4 protein-coding genes are annotated in these 2,176 nt (G+C 61.9%); 3 read left to right on the top strand and 1 reads right to left on the bottom strand.

Annotated elements, in window-relative coordinates; translation table 11 throughout:
• From ABYV89_RS16120 to ABYV89_RS16110, 3 genes are all read left to right on the top strand, one after another.
• The coding region (locus tag ABYV89_RS16120) for a class I SAM-dependent methyltransferase (RefSeq protein ID WP_432823956.1) at window positions 1-626 on the top strand (626 nt) is incomplete at its 5' end.
• Entirely contained in the window at window positions 623-1,159 is a 537-nt protein-coding gene (locus ABYV89_RS16115; RefSeq protein ID WP_432823955.1) for a DUF2878 domain-containing protein, read from the top strand. The genes ABYV89_RS16120 and ABYV89_RS16115, both read left to right, overlap by 4 nt.
• A 2-nt stretch (window positions 1,160-1,161) precedes the next feature.
• Window positions 1,162-1,581 carry a DUF2177 family protein gene (locus tag ABYV89_RS16110; RefSeq protein WP_432823954.1) on the top strand — a complete coding sequence of 140 codons (420 nt, stop codon included), beginning with the start codon at window positions 1,162-1,164 and terminating at the stop codon, window positions 1,579-1,581.
• A 251-nt stretch (window positions 1,582-1,832) separates the two neighbouring features.
• On the opposite strand, the gene ABYV89_RS16105 is transcribed toward ABYV89_RS16110, so the two are convergent.
• On the bottom strand, window positions 1,833-2,176 hold a 344-nt coding region (locus ABYV89_RS16105; protein ID WP_432823953.1), incomplete at its 5' end, for a 4Fe-4S dicluster domain-containing protein.

The following is a 2,176-nucleotide window of genomic DNA, read 5'->3' as shown; positions in this document are numbered from 1 at the left end:
GGCGCTACGGCTGCAAAGTGACTACGACCACCATTGCACGACAACAGTTCGAGCTGGCCGGACCACGGATCCGCGAGGCGGGACTTGAAGACAGAATCATCCTGCTGCAGAAAGACTACCGCGATCTGCACGGCGAATTCGACCGGATCGTCTCCATCGAAATGATCGAGGCGGTCGGCCATCGCCACCTGCCCAGCTTTTTTACTGTCTTTGAACGGCACCTGACTCCCGGGGGGCGGGGGCTCATCCAGACGATCACCGTTCCGGATGCGATCTATCCCCGCTACGTCAAGACCCCCGACTTCATCAACCGCTACATTTTTCCCGGCGGCTGCTGCCCCTCCCTCGGCATCCTGGCGCAAACCGCGGCCAAGCACACTGACCTGCGCCTGATCGACCGCGAAGAACTGACTCCTCACTATACCCGCACTCTGCAGGCCTGGCGGAGGGCCTTCCATGCCAACCTCGCCAGCGTTCGGGCGCTCGGCTACGATGAGCGGTTCATCCGCATGTGGGACTACTATCTCTGCTATTGCGAAGGGGGATTTGCCGAAGGGTTTACCGGCGTCCACCAACTGCTCTATGAACGTCCCGGACAACGGTCGTGCCGTCGGGAGGAGTCATGACCTGGCGTCGAAACCTGATAAACGTCATCCTGTTCCAACTGGCCTGGTTCGCGGCGGTGCTGGGCGCCGCCCGAGGTCTTCCCTGGCTCGGCCCGCTGGCGCTCCTGCCGGTCGTCGGCGTCCATCTGGCCCTCAGCGACAACCGCGACAAGGAACTGATCCTGCTGGTGTCGGCCGGCGCTCTGGGCTTTTGTTTCGATACCACCCTGGTGGCCACGGGAACCTTCGTCCCGATCGGGCATCTGCTCCCCTTCCCTTTCAGCCCCCCCTGGATGGTCGGTCTCTGGATGAATTTCGCGACCACTCTCAATGTTTCGCTCGCCTGGTTGCGGAACCGATACCTGGCGGCGGTTCTCTTCGGCGCCGTCGGCGGGCCCCTGGCCTATTACAGCGGCGCCAGACTGGGCGCGACCGTCGGGCACCCCAGCCCTGAGGGGCTAACGCTGCTCGCACTCGGCTGGGGACTCATGACCCCGCTGCTCTTCTGGCTGGCGGGACGCCTTGTCCGCGCCCCCGAATCCAACGGGAGGTAACCATGCTCCACGGAATCATCCTTTTCGGTGCTGTCCTGCCTCTGTTCCTGCTTCTCGACTACCTCTGGCTGGGTCGTCTCATGCAGAACTTTTACCTGCGCGAATTAGGTGACCTGGCTCGTCGGGAAGGGTCGGCCATCAAACCGCGACTACTGGCCGCCGCCGGCGTCTACCTGGCGCTACCAGGAGGAATCATCCTCTTCGCCCTGCCGCGCGTGAACCCGGCCAACGCCGTTGCCTCGGCTTTGGGCTGGGGCTTTCTCTACGGGGTGGTCGTGTATGGCGTTTACGACCTGACCAACCGGGCTACCCTGCGGGAATGGCCGGTGCGCATGGCGGCCGTCGATATCTGCTGGGGCGGAACGCTCTGCGCCGTCGTCACTCTGGCCGCAGCCCTGCTGAGCCCAGTAATTCCAAGGTGATCCGAAACACCGCAAGCGATAAATCATCTCAATCCTTGAAAAGGGTAGCGTCTTGCCTCGGCGAAGAGACATTTCCGAAAAAGGTTAATGGCGCATTCACACCGACAACACCCGGAAGGTGCCCCTCTTGAGTTCCGATGTCACCGCAAGAAGGTGTGAAAGTCCGCACACAAAAAAGGCCGCCCTTAACGGACGGCCTTTTCATCAGCTCACGGCCACCATGGCCGATTTGTCAATCCAATCGAAACCGGTTACACCACCAGCTCCATCGCCCAGATGCCGCAGGGACAGATCCCGGCGCAAATACCACAACCGATACAGAGGTGATCTTCAGAAACGTATTCGTAGGCGCCGTTCTCCTTCTCGAGCCGGACGATCGCCCCTTCGGGGCAGGCCTCCAGGCACATGGAGCAGTCGCGACAGGTGCCGCAGGAGAGGCAGCGGTTGGTCTCGCTCTTGGCGTCGGTGACGCAGAAGCGGCCGCGGTTCTGCGGACGGAACAGCTCCTTGGAGAGGCAGCTCTGCGGAATCATGTCCGGCTTATGCTTGGCTACCAGCTCGGTGCCGGCGAGGAAATTGTCGATGTACTCGGCCG

Origin of the sequence: Trichloromonas sp., assembly GCF_041583255.1 — a bacterium.
In the GTDB taxonomy this organism is placed as follows: domain Bacteria; phylum Desulfobacterota; class Desulfuromonadia; order Desulfuromonadales; family Trichloromonadaceae; genus Trichloromonas.
This window is presented reverse-complemented; position numbering and strand designations above follow the sequence as displayed.